Consider the following 17,198-nt stretch of genomic DNA (forward strand, 5'->3'; position numbering starts at 1 on the left):
ACATCCGTAAATCATCCGCAGTAGTTACAATAAAAACCAAGCGATTTGATTGGTTCGCTTAAAATTGCACCAATTAAACCACTTGGTTGACAGAAAAAAATTACGCCCAATCAAAGAAAGCTTTGATTGAGCGTAGGATTTATAAATTACAGACGCTCAGCCAGCCAAGCGTCAACAGACTCTAATGCAGCTGGCAAGGCTCCTGCATCAGTGCCGCCAGCCTGCGCCATGTCAGGGCGACCACCACCTTTACCGCCGACTTGTTGAGCCACCATGTTGACCAACTCGCCCGCTTTCACTTTGCTGGTTAAATCGTTGGTAACGCCAGCGATAAGGCCCACTTTATCGTCCGCCACATTGCCAAGCATGATGATGCCACTGCCAAGCTGGTTTTTCAGTTCATCCACCATACCGCGTAGCGCTTTGTTATCTGCGCCATCAAGCTTGGCGACAAGCACGTTTACGCCTGCGATTTGCTTGACTTGATCGGTCAAACTGGCACTGGCTTGTGAAGCCAGTTTATCTTTGAGCTGCTGAATCTCTTTCTCTAGGGATTTGGCTTTGCTAGCCGCATCAGCCAATTTCTCTTCGTATTTACGCGTTTGATTGTCTAATGCGTCCAGCGCACCTTCACCCGTCACCGCTTCAATGCGGCGGATACCCGCAGCAATACCACCTTCAGAGATGATTTTAAACAGACCAATATCGCCTGTGTTCGATGCGTGGATACCACCACACAGTTCAGTTGAGAAATCACCCATAGAGAGCACACGCACTTCGTCGTCGTACTTCTCACCAAACAGCGCCATCGCCCCTTTCTGCTTCGCCGCTTCAATATCCATGATATCGGTTTGGATGGTGTGGTTACGACGGATCTGGGCATTCACTAAACGCTCCACTTCTTTGAGCTCAGCAGGCGTCACCGCTTCTAAGTGAGAGAAGTCAAAACGTAAGCTTTCCGCTTTAACCAGCGAGCCTTTTTGCGCTACGTGCTCACCTAACACTTGACGAAGCGCCGCGTGCAACAGGTGAGTGGCCGAGTGGTTGAGGGAGATAGCCGCACGACGCTCTGCGTCTACTTGCGCGTTAACTTGATCGCCTTTCGCCAAAACACCTTCAACCATTACACCGTGGTGAGCAATCGCGTTCGCCAGCTTCTGCGTGTCTTCCACACGGAATAGACCCGCTTCAGTTTGCAGCACGCCTGCATCGCCGCACTGGCCACCAGACTCTGCGTAGAAAGGCGTTTCTTGTAAAATCACGATCGCTTTGTCACCCGCGGAAAGCGCCTGCGCTTCTTCACCTTCGACAAACAGAGCAACCACGTCGCTCACGCCATGAGTTGTCGAGTAGCCACAAAACTCAGACTGGGCGTCAACTTTGATTTTCGCATTGTAATCGGTGCCAAACTGCCCCGCTTCACGTGCGCGTTGACGCTGCTCTTCCATCGCTTTTTCAAAGCCAGCTTCATCGATGGTGAAGTCGTGCTCTCGTGCTACATCGTTAGTCAGATCGGCTGGGAAACCATAAGTGTCATAAAGTTTAAACACGGTTTCGCCGTCAAGCACTTTGCCATCAAGAGCATCAAGCGCGCCGTTAAGGATCGACATACCACGCTCAAGCGTACGACCAAAGTTCTCTTCTTCAATACGCAGTACTTTTTCCACTAACGCTTGCTGTTTTTTGAGCTCGTCGCCAGCCGTTCCCATCACCTCAGCCAGAACACCGACTAATTGATGGAAGAATGCACCTTGTGCGCCCAATTTGTTACCGTGGCGAACCGCACGACGGATAATACGACGTAGCACATAACCACGACCTTCGTTAGAGGGCATTACACCATCAACAATCAGGAAGGCACACGAACGGATGTGGTCTGCAATCACGCGCAAAGATTGGTTCGAAAGGTCTTGGTAACCAATAACCTCTCCCGCCGCTTTGATAAGCTTTTGGAACACATCGATTTCGTAGTTTGAGTGTACGCCCTGCATGATGGCCGAAATACGCTCGATCCCCATTCCCGTATCCACTGATGGCTTAGGTAACGGCTCCATTGTGCCATCGGCATGACGGTTGAACTGCATGAAAACGTTGTTCCAGATTTCGATGAAACGGTCGCCATCTTCTTCTGGAGAACCTGGAGGACCACCCCAAATGTGTTCGCCGTGATCGTAGAAGATCTCTGTACATGGACCGCATGGGCCAGTATCGCCCATTTGCCAGAAGTTGTCTGACTCAAACTTCTTGCCACCTTTCTTGTCACCGATACGGATGATGCGATCGGCCGATACACCCACTTTTTGATGCCAAATGTCAAAGGCTTCGTCGTCCGTTTCGTACACAGTAACGAGGAGGCGTTCTTTGGGAAGCTGCAGAACTTCAGTCAAAAATTCCCATGCATAAGCAATCGCGTCTTCTTTGAAGTAGTCACCAAAGCTAAAGTTACCTAGCATTTCGAAAAATGTATGGTGACGAGCAGTAAAACCGACGTTTTCTAGGTCGTTGTGTTTACCACCAGCACGTACACAGCGTTGGGCCGTAGTCGCTCGTGTGTAGGCGCGTTTTTCTAAACCTAAGAAACAATCTTTAAATTGGTTCATGCCCGCGTTAGTGAACAGCAGGGTTGGGTCGTTATGCGGTACTAACGATGAACTTTCTACGATTTGGTGTCCTTTGCTTTCAAAGAACTTGAGGAACGCATTGCGAACCTCATCAGTGCTCATGTACATGCAGCTCTTCCTGAAAATAGTCGAGTTAGAATTTTGCCGTATTGTAGATCATGCTTAAAGCTTCGACTAGTTTTCTTGCGGAAAAGACGATATGAAATGGAAAAACCGTAAATAGGCAGAAAAATAATACTTATTCACAGCTGACGGGCAAGAAACCGGACGCAATCAACTGCATGGAGAGTTACTCTTCCTCAGAAAGTGCATAGCTGATTTGCTCAAAGGAAAAGCCTCGATATTGAAGAAAGCGTACTTGTTTGGCATAGGCTTTTTGATCACTCGCCTGCTGGCCTTTAAACTTTTTCCATGCGGTCTGTTTTGCTAATTCAAACCAATCTTGAGGTTCATTGAGCAACGCTTGTTCAATGATGACATCAGCGACGCGTTTTTGCGTCAGCTCTTGGCGAATTCGACGCTCCCCGTGCCCTTTTGCGACATGCTGACGGATTTGACTCTCGGCAAAGCGCAGCTCATCCAAGTAACCATGTTCAACACAGAAAGCAATTACTGTATCGGCTTCTTCACTGGCGTAACCTTTGGCGATCAGCTTCTGCCTTAACTCATATTGACCATGGTCGCGCCGACTCAGGAGTTGAATCGCTGCCTCTTTGCACGTTTGCGCCGTCGAATAATGGGAATACATAAAAATTGACCTGTAAAAAAGCCCTGCACTGCAGGGCTTTGAGATATCGCTAAGATGATTAAAACTCTTCTTCTTGCTCTGGCGCTTCATCTGCCAGTTCCGCGCCTTCTAGCGGGGTGGCAGAGAGCAGCATTTCACGCAGTTTGGTATCCAATACTTTCGCCACATCAACGTGTTCTTTCAGATACTTACAGGCATTTGCTTTACCTTGGCCGATCTTATCGCCGTTATAGCTGTACCAAGCGCCTGATTTCTCGATCAGCTTACATTTCACGCCGAGATCAATCAGCTCACCTTCACGGTTAAAGCCTTGACCATACATAATCTGAGTATTGGCTTCTTTAAATGGCGCCGCGATCTTGTTTTTCACTACTTTGATACGCGTTTCGTTACCCACCACTTCGTCGCCTTCTTTGATAGACCCCGTACGACGGATATCCAAACGAACAGAAGCGTAGAATTTCAGCGCGTTACCACCCGTTGTGGTCTCTGGGTTACCAAACATCACACCGATCTTCATACGGATCTGGTTGATGAAGATACACATACAGTTAGATTGCTTAAGGTTGCCAGTGAGTTTACGCATCGCTTGAGAGAGCATACGAGCCTGTAGCCCCATGTGCGAATCGCCCATCTCACCTTCGATCTCGGCTTTTGGTGTCAAGGCAGCAACGGAGTCAACAACAATCACGTCGACTGCACCAGAGCGTGCCAAAGCGTCACAGATTTCCAGCGCTTGCTCGCCCGTGTCAGGCTGAGAGACCAGCAGCTGGTCAATGTTAACACCCAGTTTTTTCGCATAAACAGGGTCGAGCGCGTGTTCCGCATCGATGAAAGCACAGGTTTTACCTTCACGTTGCGCAGCGGCAATCAGCTCAAGTGTTAATGTGGTTTTACCGGATGATTCTGGGCCAAAGATTTCGACAATACGACCCATTGGCAGGCCGCCAGCGCCTAGTGCGATGTCCAGAGAAAGAGAGCCCGTAGAAATCGTTTCGACATCCATCGCACGGTTGTCGCCTAAGCGCATGATAGAGCCTTTACCAAACTGCTTTTCGATCTGACCTAGCGCAGCGGCGAGCGCTTTTTGTTTATTCTCGTCCATTACTTTCTCCGATTGTGTCGTCGCAAGGCAACCACTTAGAAACTTTTATGCAGGCTGAATCGGCTTCGTCCTGCTCAACAATTGCCAGTCATTATACTGTTGATTCATACAGTGTCCACCCCTGTATGAAAAAAAATGACCTTGATTGCCCACAGCGAGATCTTTATCGCATCCGACTATTTGGTGGTCAGATAATCGCTCACCACTTGCAGGGCGTGCAAAACCGCCGCCTGACGGATAGCGGCTCTGTCGCCGGAGAAAAGACAAGTTTCTTTTCTCAGCCAGCCACTTTTATCCAACCAAGCAAAACACACTGTGCCGACAGGTTTAATCGCCGTACCACCGTCTGGCCCAGCAATGCCGCTGATCGCTATCGCTATCGTCGCGCAGGAGTGGTTTAATGCCCCTTTCGCCATTTCTTCGACAACTTCCTCACTGACTGCGCCATGCTGCTCTAAGCTCTCAGCGCTCACCCCCAGCATTTCCATTTTCGCGTCATTGCTGTAGGTGACAAACGCCCGATCAAACCAACCAGAACTGCCGGCAATGTCAGTTATCGCACTCGCGACACCGCCGCCAGTACACGACTCTGCGGTCGCTAGGATCTGTTTGTGCTGTTTGAGTTGTTCGCCAAGTTGGCCCGAAAGTGCTGTGATAGAAACCGTCATTGAAATACCTGCTATCTCTTTTCGCCTGTATGTGATTCACGTATCCTAAGCCTCATTTCAGACAAACAAAAGACCAACGACGTGAAAGCCGAACAACAACACACGCCAATGATGCAGCAATATCTCAAGCTGAAAGCTGAGAATCCGGAGATCTTGCTGTTTTACCGTATGGGGGACTTCTATGAGTTGTTTTACGACGACGCGAAGCGTGCTTCCCAACTGTTAGACATCTCGTTGACCAAACGAGGCGCTTCAGCCGGTGAGCCCATTCCAATGGCAGGCGTGCCATTTCATGCGGTTGAAGGGTATCTCGCTAAGCTGGTGCAATTGGGTGAATCCGTCGCCATCTGTGAGCAGATTGGCGATCCTGCCACCAGCAAAGGGCCTGTTGAACGCAAAGTGGTGCGCATTGTCACGCCCGGAACTGTGACCGACGAAGCGCTGCTGTCTGAACGTCTCGATAACCTTATCGCCGCTATTTACTGCCACAATGGCAAATTTGGCTATGCCACTTTGGATGTCACTTCGGGCCGTTTTCAGCTCTCAGAACCGCAAAGCGAAGAAGCGATGGCGGCTGAGTTACAGCGCACTTCACCGCGGGAATTACTCTTTCCGGAAGATTTCGAACCTGTGCATTTAATGGCCAACCGGAAAGGCAATCGCCGCCGCCCGGTTTGGGAGTTCGAGCTAGATACCGCTAAACAGCAGCTCAATCAACAATTTGCCACGCGTGATTTAGTCGGCTTTGGGGTTGAACATGCCAAGCTCGGCCTTTGTGCGGCGGGTTGTTTGATCCAGTACGTCAAAGATACCCAGCGCACCGCTCTGCCGCATATCCGCTCGCTCACTTACGATCGCCAAGATCATTCCGTGATTTTAGACGCCGCCACGCGCCGCAATCTGGAGCTGACGCAGAATCTCGCGGGAGGCACGGAAAATACCCTGTCGTCGGTGTTGGATCACTGTGCAACGCCTATGGGCAGCCGCATGCTCAAACGCTGGATCCATCAACCCATGCGTGATCTCGATACGCTCAACGCACGTTTAGACGCCATCGGTGAGATCAAAGAGCAAGCATGCTTTGCCGAACTCCAACCTATTTTCAAACAAATCGGCGACATTGAACGTATTCTCGCCCGCTTAGCACTGCGCTCAGCGCGCCCTCGAGACATGGCAAGGCTACGACATGCAATGCAGCAACTGCCTGATTTGGAGAGCGAGCTAGCCAACCTAACTCATCCTCATTTACGTCAGTTGAGCCAAGATGCGGCTCCAATCGACGACGTTTGCCTCCTTCTTGAACAGGCGATCAAAGAGAATCCGCCAGTGGTGATCCGCGAAGGCGGGGTGATAGCCAGCGGCTACAATGCTGAACTGGATGAATGGCGCAACCTTGCCGATGGCGCAACCGAATACTTGGAGCAGCTTGAAGCCGAAGAGCGCGATCGTCACGGCATCGACACCCTCAAAGTTGGCTACAACAATGTGCATGGCTTTTACATTCAGGTCAGCCGCGGCCAAAGCCATTTAGTCCCACCTCATTACGTACGCCGACAAACGCTAAAAAATGCCGAGCGCTATATTATTCCGGCATTGAAAGAACACGAAGACAAGGTACTCAATTCCAGATCCAAAGCGTTGGCACTGGAAAAGCAACTTTGGGAAGAACTGTTTGACCTGCTGATGCCGCATCTTGAGCGTCTGCAAAGTTTGGCCAGTGCGATTGCCCAGCTTGATGTGCTGCAAAATCTCGCAGAGCGGGCAGACACGCTCGACTACTGTCGCCCCAGTTTGACCAAAGAAGCAGGCATCTACATTTCTGCTGGTCGCCATCCGGTGGTTGAGCAAGTGAGCAGTGAACCTTTTATTGCCAACCCCATTGAGCTGCATGCCCAGCGCAAAATGCTGATCATCACGGGACCAAACATGGGTGGTAAATCGACCTATATGCGCCAAACCGCGCTAATTGCGCTTATGGCACACATTGGCTCTTACGTCCCGGCACAATCCGCAACCATCGGCTCAGTGGATCGCATTTTCACCCGCATCGGCGCTTCTGATGATCTGGCGTCTGGCCGTTCGACTTTCATGGTCGAGATGACAGAAACCGCTAATATTTTGCACAACGCAACACAAAATAGCTTGGTACTGATGGATGAAATTGGTCGCGGCACCAGCACTTACGATGGTCTTTCCCTTGCGTGGGCCAGTGCGCAGTGGCTAGCGACTCAGATTGGCGCTCTCACTCTGTTTGCTACGCACTATTTTGAATTGACCGAACTCCCCAACCAACTGCCCCACTTGGCCAATGTGCATTTGGACGCGGTAGAGCATGGCGATAGTATTGCCTTTATGCATGCTGTGCAGGAAGGCGCTGCCAGCAAATCTTACGGCTTAGCGGTAGCGGGGCTCGCTGGCGTACCTAAAACGGTGATCAAAAATGCGCGGCAGAAACTGTCTCAATTAGAGCAGTTGAGCAAAGGTGATGTCACGGCAAGACCAGCTATGGTGGATGTAGCCAATCAGCTTAGCTTGATACCTGAGCCAAGCGAAGTGGAACAAGCACTGGCGAGTATTGATCCTGATGATCTCACGCAATCTGCGTAGCCCTTCAACTTGGATCTGACGCACGCGTTCACGCGTCAAGCCAATCTCTTTGCCCACTTCTTCGAGAGTCGATGGCTCATAACCAAGCAATCCAAAGCGACGCGCCAACACTTCTTTCTGTTTCGGATTTAGCTCTTCTAACCAGAAAATCAGTGAGTTGCGCATATCCTCATCCTGAGTTGACACTTCAGGATCGGAGTTGTTCGCATCGGGAATAATATCCAGTAGCGCTTTTTCCCCGTCACCACCAATCGGTGTATCGACAGAGCTAATCCGCTCGTTGAGGCGCAGCATTTTGCTGACATCTTCAACCGGGATATCCAGTTGAGAAGCGATCTCTTCTGCCGTAGGTTCGTGGTCGAGTTTTTGCGACAACTCGCGTGCGGTACGCAGATAGATGTTCAGCTCTTTGACAACATGGATAGGTAAACGGATGGTCCGAGTCTGATTCATCAGTGCGCGTTCGATGGTTTGACGAATCCACCAAGTGGCGTAAGTAGAGAAGCGGAAGCCACGCTCTGGGTCAAATTTTTCCACCGCTCTGATCAGGCCAAGGTTCCCCTCTTCAATCAGATCAAGTAACGCTAATCCACGGTTGCTGTAGCGGCGAGAAATCTTCACAACCAAACGTAAGTTGCTTTCAATCATACGTTTACGTGCTGCTTCATCCCCACGCAATGCGCGTCGAGCGTAAAGTACTTCTTCTTCTGCGGTCAGTAGAGGTGAGAAACCGATCTCTCCGAGGTAAAGCTGAGTCGCATCCAAGCTTTTGTTGCTGGCATCAAACTCTTCTCTGAGTGCGGCATTGGTATCGGAACTGTTGTCTTCTTTATCGCTAACTTCGATATCAGAGTCGTTCAACTCTACATCCATTTGATCAATATCGAAATCATCAACTTTGGTTACTGCATTGCTGTTACTCATAACGCCTCCCCCTGGCGAGTTAGCAAGGCATGGTATTTAGCTATGCCGCTGCTAGTTATGTCGCAAGTTGTTTTTCAAAGTTTTCATTAAGGTAAATAGCGATTTGGATTCACCGACTTACCTTGGTAGCGGATTTCAAAGTGCAAGCGTACAGATTTGGCGCCAGAGCTACCCATGGTAGCGATTTTTTGCCCGGCAGCGACACTTTGTCCTTCCGTTACTAGCAACCGATCGTTGTGAGCGTAAGCGCTTAAGTAGTTATCATTATGTTTCACGATAATCAGATTACCGTATCCACGCAGCGCATTACCTGAATAAACTACGACTCCTGCTGCGGTTGAGACTATCGATTGACCTCGCTGTCCTGCAATATCAATCCCTTTGTTTCCTTGTTCTCCCGCAGAGAAATTCTTGATAACTCTCCCTTTTGTTGGCCACAACCACTTGGCTATTTTGTCATTATCTGGTTGGGCTGGTTTTGCTGTTGGAATAACATTTTCTTTACCTTTAGGCTCAACATACTCCTTTGATTTGGATTGTTCAACCTTCCCAGATGAATCTTTTTTAACCACTTCAAGCGGCTTTTGCTCACTTTTTTCGATAGAGTTTTTACTCGATTTTAACGTTTCAGGAGGAGAAACTGGCGCGCTTTTCGTCGGGGCAACAGGCGCAGAAACTATAACTGGTGCAGCTTCGGCCAGATTGCCAAATGTGGGGGCAACGTATGCAGGCCCCCAAAGTTTGAGTTTTTGCCCTGGGAAGATGGTGTACGGCGGCGAAAGGTTGTTGTAACGGATGAGATCATTTACATCTTTATTTGTGACATAAGAAATGAAATAGAGCGTGTCCCCTTTTTCCACTTCATAGTAGCTGCCTCGATAGCTGCCGCGCTCTACAGATGAATAGTCTTTCTCTAACCCTGAAACGGGCGCAGGCGAGTGTGCTGCGCAGCCCACTAACTGCACCACACCAAGTAAACTAACTAATTGAAATGTCCTAAAAAGGCTCACACTCACTCGCTACCCCTACGCCAGTTCGCCAGCGACTAAGGGAACAAAGTTGACGCTTTCAATCACGCTAGAGGTAATTTGATCACCACGGCGTTCAATGCACAGCAGCAGCTGCTCTTCGGTACCCACAGGGATCACCAGTCGCCCCCCTTGTGCTAATTGCTCTATTAAGGCATGTGGCACATTTTCCGCCGCCGCCGTAACAATAATGGCATCAAATGGGCCTTTACTTTCCCAGCCCTGCCAGCCATCACCATGTTTGGTGGAGATATTATAGATATCCAACTGCTTAAGTCGGCGCTTCGCTTCCCATTGCAGCGCTTTAATTCGCTCAACAGAGTAGACATGATCCACCAGTAGCGCCAGCACGGCGGTTTGATAACCCGAACCCGTTCCGATCTCCAGCACTTTACTGTCCCTTTTGAGGCGTAAAAGCTCGGTCATCTTTGCCACAATGTAAGGCTGAGAAATGGTCTGACCTTGTCCAATCGGCAATGCGTTGTTGTCATAGGCCTGATGCATCATTGCCTGAGAGACAAAATTTTCCCTTGGGATACGATGAACCGCCTCCAATACCGCTTGATCTTGGATACCTTGGGCAACAAGAAACTGCACCAAACGACCTGCGTGTGGATTACTCATGGCTTGCATCCTTTAACCAATCGTCCATCGCCCGTAGCGACTCATGCGCGGTCAGATCCACTTGCAAAGGCGTAATCGACACGACATCTTGCTCAATCGCAAAGAAATCGGTACCCATACCCGCATCTTGCTCTTTCCCTGGAGGGCCGAGCCAATAAATCGTGTGACCGCGAGGATCTTGTTGTTTAATCATGTTTTCAGCGTGATGACGAGCGCCTAATCGGGTGACTTCAATTTGCTGCAACTGCTCAAATGGCCGATCAGGAATGTTGACGTTCAACAGACGATTGGTTGGAATCGGGCTAGTTAAATGTTGCTCAACCAACTGACGCGCTATTTTAGCTGCGCTGGAAAAATGGTGCTTGCCGACCAGAGAAAAAGCGATGGACTGAACACCGAGAAAATGTCCCTCCATTGCCGCCGCCACAGTACCAGAATAGAGCACGTCATCGCCTAGATTTGCACCGTGATTGATCCCGCTCAGTACCAGATCCGGCAAATCATCTTTTAGCAACTCATTGAGCGCAAAGTGCACACAATCGGTCGGTGTGCCCTGCACAGAATAAACATCGTCACCAATGCGATTAACACGTAATGGTTGCTCTAACGTCAAAGAGTTTGACGCGCCAGAGCGGTTTCTATCTGGTGCCACAACAATCACCTGTGCTATCTCACGCAATTCATCGGCTAACGCGTTAATCCCCTCGGCAAACACGCCATCGTCATTGCTCAGTAGAATCCGTAACGGTTTATTCTGCTTTTCATCCATCATTATTGGTACTCTCTTTCGAACGCTATTTCCTGCACTAATTCACGCACAATCGAAGTCGCAAAGGAGCCTGCATCCAGTGCAAAACGCAGCGTTATCTCATCTCCTACCACTGACCAAGTGAGGTTTTGTGGTTTCAAGCTTATGGCTCGTCGGTCATGGCGCATGCGATTGCCGCGAATCAACGCCATCAAATCCGTTTCTTCATCCAGTATCGGCTGCTCTAGTGCCAGCGCCGAAGCTTGTGTGGGCAGTGCGTTGTCGCCCGCTAAGGCCGCACTAATCATCACCTCTCCACGTTCAAAGCGCGCTTGAGCCTGAGGCAAAGCCGCTGCATCGATCGTTTCTTGCCCCGCTTGAGACAAGACAACATCCCCTTCGATCACATGGTCAAAGATCCCTTGCTGCAAGCGATCGGACACGATGCGATTGAAAATCCACGAGCGTGCTGTCGATAAGTACATGCTGCGTTTATTTTGGTTGCGAGTGCGCACATTTTCTCTCCCCCAGCGGCGAGCCTCATCAAGATTATTGCCATCGCGACCAAAGCGCTGGCTACCAAAATAGTTTGGTACACCAACCTGTTGGATGCGCTCTAAACGACGTTCTACATCCGCCACATCCGTCACTTCGCTTAAGGTCACCACAAACTCGTTGCCGACCAAATCGCCTGGGCGAAGCTTCTTATTGTGACGAGTCACGGCCAAAATTTCGATGCTCGGATACTGAGCGAGGAAGGCTGCAAAGTTGGGAATGCCGCCAGTAGGCAGATGGACACTCAACCATTGCTCTGTCACGGCATGGCGATCTTTAAGGCCAGCCCAACTAACGTTTTGCGATGGTACCCCGCACACCTTTGCCAACTCATTGGCGACAAAACTGGTGTTTTCCCCCGTTTTTCGGATATGCACCATCAGATGCTCACCTTCACCGGTGAAGGAAAAACCCAAATCCTCTTTGACTTGAAAGTGCTCAGGTTTGGCTTTGATTTTGGCTTGTGCCGTCGGCTTACCCGCGAGGTATGCCAAAGAAGCGAGGATATCTGTCATGCTTTTTTCCACTGCCATGCAGCTTGTAAACGATTTATTCTTTAATCAACAATACAACGGCTTCCGTTGCAATGCCTTCTTTACGTCCGGTGAAACCTAAACGTTCGGTAGTTGTTGCCTTCACATTAATATTGCCAACCTCAGTTTGCAGATCCTCTGCTATTGCTTGACACATGGCCTCAATGTAAGGGGCCATTTTCGGCGCTTGGGCGATAATAGTGATATCAGCATTGCCCAGACGATAGCCTTGTTCTTTCACTCGGCGATAAACATCTTTCAACAATTCACGGCTGTCGGCACCTTTCCATTGATCATCGGTGTCAGGGAAATGACGACCAATGTCGCCCGCAGCAATCGCGCCAAGCAAGGCATCGCTGAGGGCGTGCAGGGCCACATCCCCATCCGAATGCGCGATCAACCCTTGCTCATAAGGCACTTTAACCCCGCCAATAATCACGGGGCCTTCTCCACCAAATTTGTGCACATCAAAACCATGGCCAATTCGAATCATTGTTTATCCTTCTGCTCGGCTTAAATAGAATTCCGCTAACGCCAGATCTTCTGGCTGAGTAATTTTAATATTGGTCGCTTTACCGGGAATTAAGACGGGTTGTCGCCCCTGCCACTCCAAGGCGGAGGCTTCATCGGTAATGGCCACATTGTGGGCTAGTGCCTGCTCAAGCGCGACGGTCAACGTCTGAGTTTGAAACATTTGCGGCGTTAATGCGTGCCAAAGGGCGTCACGAGAGACCGTATGGTCAATGTTCCGCTCTGCGTTAGCGCGCTTCATCGTGTCACGCACAGGGGTGGCCAAAATCCCGCCAACCGGATGAACCAAGCAGGCGCTGATCAAGGCATCGATATCGTCAAGCGAAACACAGGGCCTCGCCGCGTCATGCACTAAAACCCATTTTGCCTCTAGATGCGTTTGCACATATTTAAGGCCAGAAAGCACCGAATCCGCGCGCTCTTTACCGCCACTGACTCGGATCACTTGCGGCGAATTTGCTATCGGCAACTGGGCAAAATAAGGGTCATCATCGCTGATCGCGACCACCACCTGCGCGATCAACGGATGCGCTAGCAGCTTATTCAAGGTGTGTTCCAACACGGTGCGCTCGCCGATGGATAAATATTGCTTGGGACGGTCGGCTTGCATCCTACTGCCCACTCCGGCAGCAGGAACTATCGCAACTAAAGATGGAGTCTTTTTCGGCATCTTATTGATTTTCCTCACCGACAAGACGGTAGAAGGTTTCGCCTTCTTTCACCATGCCGAGTTCATGTCTGGCGCGCTCTTCAATGGCATCCAACCCCTGTTTGAGATCATCAATTTCTGCATACATTTCGCTATTACGCGACTGTAACTTGCTGTTCACTTGTTGCTGGACTTCGATATCACGCTCGGTGGCGTAATAATCCGACACACCGTTTTTACCAAACCAGAGTGTGTATTGCAGCAGCGCAAATAGCAGTGTCAAAACTAAAATAAACAGACGCATGAGCGATTTTACTTGTGGCCTATCAGAGGAAAGAGTTATGAAGCCCTTTTTATAGCACAATTAGCGGGTTGGCTCTATAGAGGGTTAGTGCAACAAGGGGAGCGTGCTTAGCGTGAGTTTTCCTCTAGATAAAAAAACACCCCGCAAACGCAGGGTGTTTTTAAAGCTTCAATCTAAGCGATTAATTCAATTAGGAATTAAGCTTGACCTTTCACTTCTTTAAGGCCGCTTCTTTGAAACATGGGGGTGCGCGCTCACCGTGCGCTTTCCTATCGATAAAAAAACACCCCGCAAACGCAGGGTGTTTTTAAAGCTTCAATCTAAGCGATTAGAATTAAGCTTGGCCTTTCACTTCTTTAAGACCGCTTCTTTGAAACATGGGGGTGCGCGCTCACCGTGCGCTTTCCTATCGATAAAAAAACACCCCGCAAACGCAGGGTGTTTTTAAAGCTTCAATCTAAGCAATTAATTCAATTAGGAATTAAGCTTGGCCTTTCACTTCTTTAAGACCGTTGAAAGGTGCACGCTCACCTAGCGCTTCCTCGATACGGATCAGTTGGTTGTACTTAGCAACACGGTCAGAACGGCTCATAGAACCAGTCTTGATTTGACCTGCTGCAGTACCTACCGCTAGGTCAGCGATAGTTGCATCTTCAGTTTCGCCAGAACGGTGAGAGATTACTGCTGTGTAACCTGCGTCTTTAGCCATCTTGATTGCAGCTAGAGTCTCAGTTAGAGAACCGATTTGGTTGAACTTGATTAGGATAGAGTTGGCGATGCCTTTCTCGATACCTTCTTTTAGGATCTTAGTGTTCGTTACGAACAGGTCGTCACCAACGATCTGGATTTTCTTGCCCAGTTTCTCAGTTTGGTATGCGAAACCTTCCCAGTCAGACTCGTCTAGACCGTCTTCGATAGAAACGATTGGGAACTTCTCAGTTAGCTCTTCTAGGAAGTCAGAGAAACCGTTAGAAGTGAAGATGCGGCCTTCGCCTTTCAGGTTGTACTCTTTCTTCTCTGCATCGTAAAACTCAGACGCTGCACAGTCCATCGCTAGAGTGATGTCAGTACCTAGAGTGTAACCAGCTGCTGCTACTGCTTCAGCAATAACTTCTAGCGCTTCAGCGTTAGATTTTAGGTTAGGAGCGAAACCACCTTCGTCACCAACAGCGGTGTTGTAGCCTTTAGATTTCAGAACTTTCGCTAGGTTGTGGAATACTTCCGCGCCCATGCGAACGGCTTCTTTCAGAGTTTTCGCGCCAACTGGCTGGATCATGAACTCTTGGATGTCAACGTTGTTGTCTGCGTGCTCACCACCGTTGATGATGTTCATCATTGGTAGAGGCATAGAGAATTGACCCGCAGTGCCGTTTAGCTCAGCGATGTGCTCGTATAGAGGCATGCCTTTTGATGCAGCCGCCGCTTTGGCGTTTGCTAGAGAAACCGCTAGGATTGCGTTTGCACCAAAGTTAGATTTGTTATCAGTACCGTCTAGGTCGATCATGATTTGGTCAACAGTTGCTTGGTCTTTTGCATCTTTGCCAACCAGAGCATCTGCGATTGGGCCATTTACTGCAGCAAGAGCTTTCAGTACGCCTTTACCTAGGAAACGAGCTTTGTCGCCGTCACGCAGTTCAAGCGCTTCGCGAGAACCAGTAGATGCGCCAGATGGAGCCGCAGCCATACCTACGAAACCGCCTTCTAGGTGTACTTCAGCTTCAACAGTAGGGTTACCACGTGAGTCGATGATTTCACGACCTAGAACTTTAACGATCTTAGACATTAATGTTTCCTCTCGTTTAAATATAAATGTCAAATTTAAAGGGCCGCCGCACAACCTTCGCGACCGCCCGTATCCTTTTACTTCAGTTCGCCGCGCGCATTTTCACCCGCTGCTTTGATAAAGCCAGAAAACAGTGGATGCCCGTCACGTGGCGTTGAGGTGAACTCTGGGTGGAACTGAGCCGCAACAAACCATGGGTGGTTCGGGTTCTCGATCATCTCAACCAGTTTCTTGTCCGCTGACAGGCCAGAGACTTTTAGGCCCGCTTTTTCAATTTGAGGACGAAGATTGTTATTCACTTCATAACGGTGGCGGTGACGTTCATGGATCGTATCGCTACCGTACAATTCACGCGCTTTCGTGCCTTTCGCTAGGTGGCAAAGTTGCGAACCTAAACGCATGGTACCACCAAGATCAGAAGATTCAGTACGCTCTTCAACGTTACCTTCGCTATCTACCCACTCAGTAATCAAACCGACTACTGGGTACTTGGTGTCTTTATTAAATTCTGTTGAGTGTGCTCCTTCCATACCCGCAACGTTGCGCGCGTATTCAATCAGAGCAACTTGCATACCTAAGCAAATACCTAGGTAAGGAACTTTGTTCTCACGAGCGTATTTCGCCGCCAGAATCTTGCCTTCGATACCACGGTCGCCGAAGCCACCAGGTACAAGGATCGCGTCAAGTCCCTGCAGAACTTCAACGCCTTTGGTTTCTACGTCCTGAGAGTCTACATATTTAATGTTAACGCTCAAGCGATTTTTCAGACCTGCATGTTTAAGCGCTTCGTTTACCGATTTATACGCATCTGGCAGTTCGATGTATTTGCCAACCATGCCGATGGTGACTTCACCGGTTGGGTTAGCTTCTTCGTAAATCACCTGTTCCCATTCAGACAGGTCCGCGTCTGGCGCTTTGATACCAAAACGAGCACACACCAGATCATCCAAACCTTGTGATTTGATCAACTGAGGGATTTTGTAGATAGAATCCACGTCCTTCATTGAAATCACCGCTTTCTCAGGAACGTTACAGAACAGTGCGATCTTCTTACGCTCGTTCGCTGGGATCATACGATCGCTGCGGCAAACGAGAATGTCTAGCTGAATACCGATAGACAGCAGCTCTTTCACTGAGTGTTGAGTTGGTTTGGTTTTTACTTCGCCTGCTACCGCTAGGTAAGGTACCAGCGTCAAGTGCATGAACATGGCACGCTCACGGCCAATTTCAACCGCTAGCTGACGGATGGCTTCCATAAATGGCAGCGACTCGATATCACCCACAGTACCGCCGATCTCAACGATAGCCACATCGTGACCTTCTGCGCCAGCAATAACGCGGTCTTTAATCGAGTTGGTGATATGAGGAATAACCTGAATGGTGGCACCTAGGTAGTCACCACGACGCTCTTTCGCCAGAACGTCTGAGTAAACACGACCTGCAGTAAAGTTGTTGCGCTTAGTCATCTTAGTGCGGATGAAACGCTCGTAGTGACCAAGGTCTAGGTCGGTTTCAGCGCCATCTTCCGTAACGAATACTTCACCGTGTTGAGTTGGGCTCATGGTGCCTGGGTCAACGTTGATGTATGGATCAAGCTTCATGATGGTCACTTTAAGACCACGTGCTTCTAAGATCGCTGCTAGGGATGCTGCTGCAATACCTTTACCTAGAGAGGATACAACCCCGCCAGTAACAAAAATGTAATTTGTCGTCATGTTTAACCTGAAATTGGTTGAATGAGGGAAATGGATTTCTTCTGGACGGGACGAA

At 49.4% G+C, this 17,198-nt stretch carries 14 protein-coding genes and 1 pseudogene; 1 reads left to right on the forward strand and 14 read right to left on the reverse strand.

Annotated elements, in window-relative coordinates; translation table 11 throughout:
* Nucleotides 1–146: 146 nt before the first annotated feature.
* From alaS to pncC, 4 genes are all read right to left on the reverse strand, one after another.
* Nucleotides 147–2,729 carry an alanine--tRNA ligase gene (gene alaS, locus EA26_RS17885; protein WP_039430470.1) on the reverse strand — a complete coding sequence of 861 codons (2,583 nt, stop codon included), beginning with the start codon at nt 2,727–2,729 and terminating at the stop codon, nt 147–149.
* A 181-nt stretch (nt 2,730–2,910) separates the two neighbouring features.
* Entirely contained in the window at nt 2,911–3,369 is a 459-nt protein-coding gene (recX, locus tag EA26_RS17890) for a recombination regulator RecX (protein ID WP_039430471.1), read from the reverse strand.
* A 58-nt stretch (nt 3,370–3,427) separates the two neighbouring features.
* The gene (gene recA, locus EA26_RS17895) at nt 3,428–4,474 is read right to left on the reverse strand and encodes a recombinase RecA (RefSeq protein ID WP_039430472.1); all 1,047 of its coding nucleotides are present in this window, start codon (nt 4,472–4,474) and stop codon (nt 3,428–3,430) included.
* 176 nt (nt 4,475–4,650) lie between these two features.
* A complete protein-coding gene (pncC, locus tag EA26_RS17900) occupies nt 4,651–5,142 on the reverse strand; it encodes a nicotinamide-nucleotide amidase (protein ID WP_039430473.1) in 492 nt (163 codons plus the stop codon).
* A gap of 81 nt (nt 5,143–5,223) precedes the next feature.
* On the opposite strand from pncC, the gene mutS reads away from it, so the two are divergent.
* Nucleotides 5,224–7,749, forward strand: a complete 2,526-nt coding sequence (gene mutS / locus EA26_RS17905) for a DNA mismatch repair protein MutS (protein WP_052079820.1) — start codon at nt 5,224–5,226, stop codon at nt 7,747–7,749.
* Here the strand turns inward: mutS and rpoS are convergent.
* The 10 genes and pseudogenes from rpoS to pyrG form a co-directional block, all read right to left on the reverse strand.
* A pseudogene (gene rpoS, locus EA26_RS21225) lies at nt 7,726–8,673 on the reverse strand (RNA polymerase sigma factor RpoS); the annotation flags it as partial. The gene mutS and the pseudogene rpoS overlap by 24 nt on opposite strands.
* A gap of 86 nt (nt 8,674–8,759) precedes the next feature.
* Nucleotides 8,760–9,683: a peptidoglycan DD-metalloendopeptidase family protein gene (locus EA26_RS17910; RefSeq protein WP_039430474.1), complete on the reverse strand. Its 924-nt coding sequence runs from the start codon at nt 9,681–9,683 to the stop codon at nt 8,760–8,762.
* Nucleotides 9,684–9,698: 15 nt separating this feature from the next.
* Nucleotides 9,699–10,325, reverse strand: coding sequence for a protein-L-isoaspartate(D-aspartate) O-methyltransferase (locus tag EA26_RS17915; RefSeq protein WP_039430475.1), 627 nt, complete (start codon nt 10,323–10,325; stop codon nt 9,699–9,701).
* Nucleotides 10,318–11,094 carry a 5'/3'-nucleotidase SurE gene (gene surE, locus EA26_RS17920; RefSeq protein WP_039431668.1) on the reverse strand — a complete coding sequence of 259 codons (777 nt, stop codon included), beginning with the start codon at nt 11,092–11,094 and terminating at the stop codon, nt 10,318–10,320. Before surE ends, EA26_RS17915 begins: the two co-directional genes overlap by 8 nt.
* Before the next feature lie 2 nt (nt 11,095–11,096).
* Nucleotides 11,097–12,143, reverse strand: coding sequence for a tRNA pseudouridine(13) synthase TruD (gene truD, locus EA26_RS17925; protein ID WP_039431670.1), 1,047 nt, complete (start codon nt 12,141–12,143; stop codon nt 11,097–11,099).
* Between the two features lie 34 nt (nt 12,144–12,177).
* A complete protein-coding gene (ispF, locus tag EA26_RS17930; RefSeq protein ID WP_039430476.1) occupies nt 12,178–12,654 on the reverse strand; it encodes a 2-C-methyl-D-erythritol 2,4-cyclodiphosphate synthase in 477 nt (158 codons plus the stop codon).
* A 3-nt stretch (nt 12,655–12,657) separates the two neighbouring features.
* Nucleotides 12,658–13,362, reverse strand: a complete 705-nt coding sequence (ispD, locus tag EA26_RS17935) for a 2-C-methyl-D-erythritol 4-phosphate cytidylyltransferase (protein WP_039430477.1) — start codon at nt 13,360–13,362, stop codon at nt 12,658–12,660.
* A 1-nt stretch (nt 13,363) separates the two neighbouring features.
* Complete coding sequence (ftsB, locus tag EA26_RS17940) at nt 13,364–13,645, reverse strand: cell division protein FtsB (RefSeq protein ID WP_039430478.1); 282 nt, start codon at nt 13,643–13,645, stop codon at nt 13,364–13,366.
* A 481-nt stretch (nt 13,646–14,126) separates the two neighbouring features.
* On the reverse strand, nt 14,127–15,428 hold the full coding sequence (eno, locus tag EA26_RS17945) for a phosphopyruvate hydratase (protein WP_039430479.1): 1,302 nt from the start codon (nt 15,426–15,428) through the stop codon (nt 14,127–14,129).
* Between the two features lie 77 nt (nt 15,429–15,505).
* On the reverse strand, nt 15,506–17,143 hold the full coding sequence (gene pyrG, locus EA26_RS17950; RefSeq protein ID WP_039430480.1) for a CTP synthase: 1,638 nt from the start codon (nt 17,141–17,143) through the stop codon (nt 15,506–15,508).
* Nucleotides 17,144–17,198 lie beyond the last annotated feature (55 nt).

It is taken from the genome of Vibrio navarrensis (genome assembly GCF_000764325.1).
Lineage (GTDB): Bacteria > Pseudomonadota > Gammaproteobacteria > Enterobacterales > Vibrionaceae > Vibrio > Vibrio navarrensis.

Excerpts from the sequence above, each read along its gene's own strand:
- ftsB (WP_039430478.1), bottom strand. The coding sequence starts at position 13,645 with ATGCGTCTGTTTATTTTAGTTTTGACACTGCTATTTGCGCTGCTGCAA.
- pyrG (WP_039430480.1), bottom strand. The coding sequence starts at position 17,143 with ATGACGACAAATTACATTTTTGTTACTGGCGGGGTTGTATCCTCTCTA.
- recA (WP_039430472.1), bottom strand. The coding sequence starts at position 4,474 with ATGGACGAGAATAAACAAAAAGCGCTCGCCGCTGCGCTAGGTCAGATC.
- pncC (WP_039430473.1), bottom strand. The coding sequence starts at position 5,142 with ATGACGGTTTCTATCACAGCACTTTCGGGCCAACTTGGCGAACAACTC.
- alaS (WP_039430470.1), bottom strand. The coding sequence starts at position 2,729 with ATGTACATGAGCACTGATGAGGTTCGCAATGCGTTCCTCAAGTTCTTT.
- surE (WP_039431668.1), bottom strand. The coding sequence starts at position 11,094 with ATGGATGAAAAGCAGAATAAACCGTTACGGATTCTACTGAGCAATGAC.
- ispD (WP_039430477.1), bottom strand. The coding sequence starts at position 13,362 with ATGCCGAAAAAGACTCCATCTTTAGTTGCGATAGTTCCTGCTGCCGGA.
- truD (WP_039431670.1), bottom strand. The coding sequence starts at position 12,143 with ATGACAGATATCCTCGCTTCTTTGGCATACCTCGCGGGTAAGCCGACG.
- recX (WP_039430471.1), bottom strand. The coding sequence starts at position 3,369 with ATGTATTCCCATTATTCGACGGCGCAAACGTGCAAAGAGGCAGCGATT.
- eno (WP_039430479.1), bottom strand. The coding sequence starts at position 15,428 with ATGTCTAAGATCGTTAAAGTTCTAGGTCGTGAAATCATCGACTCACGT.
- EA26_RS17915 (WP_039430475.1), bottom strand. The coding sequence starts at position 10,325 with ATGAGTAATCCACACGCAGGTCGTTTGGTGCAGTTTCTTGTTGCCCAA.
- ispF (WP_039430476.1), bottom strand. The coding sequence starts at position 12,654 with ATGATTCGAATTGGCCATGGTTTTGATGTGCACAAATTTGGTGGAGAA.